Origin of the sequence: Planktothrix paucivesiculata PCC 9631 (assembly GCF_900009265.2) — a bacterium.
Lineage (GTDB): Bacteria > Cyanobacteriota > Cyanobacteriia > Cyanobacteriales > Microcoleaceae > Planktothrix > Planktothrix paucivesiculata.
This window is the reverse complement of the sequence record NZ_LR735110.1, coordinates 1-319: the sequence shown is the minus strand read 5'-3', so window position 1 is coordinate 319 and position 319 is coordinate 1. Positions and strand designations below refer to the sequence as shown.

1 protein-coding gene is annotated in these 319 nt (G+C 28.2%); it reads right to left on the bottom strand.

The window, feature by feature from the left end:
- Positions 1-126: tetratricopeptide repeat protein (locus PL9631_RS27455; RefSeq protein ID WP_407947610.1), on the bottom strand; the 126-nt coding region annotated here is incomplete at its 3' end.
- Positions 127-319 lie beyond the last annotated feature (193 nt).

Sequence of the window (319 nt, the reverse complement as noted above, 5' to 3'; positions counted from 1 at the left end):
AGTTATTATATTATTAGGTTCAAGTTGTAAGGACTGCTCAAAAATTTCACAAGCTTTTTGATTATTTCCAGATTTTGCTAATGCTCTACCATAGTTATTTAAAGTTATTATATTATCAGGATTCATCATAGTTTATTTTATAAATTTTAGGTTCATCTATTTTCAAAAATTTACATTTAGCATTGCTTTTAAATCATTGCTAAACGTCCATTGATCAGGGAAATCGCACTGCGGATAAATCTTGCTAAGTAGGTGGTCATAAATAAAGTCAATAATAGAAAAAGATTGTTTAGGATAATTCTTGAGAGTTACTCAGGGA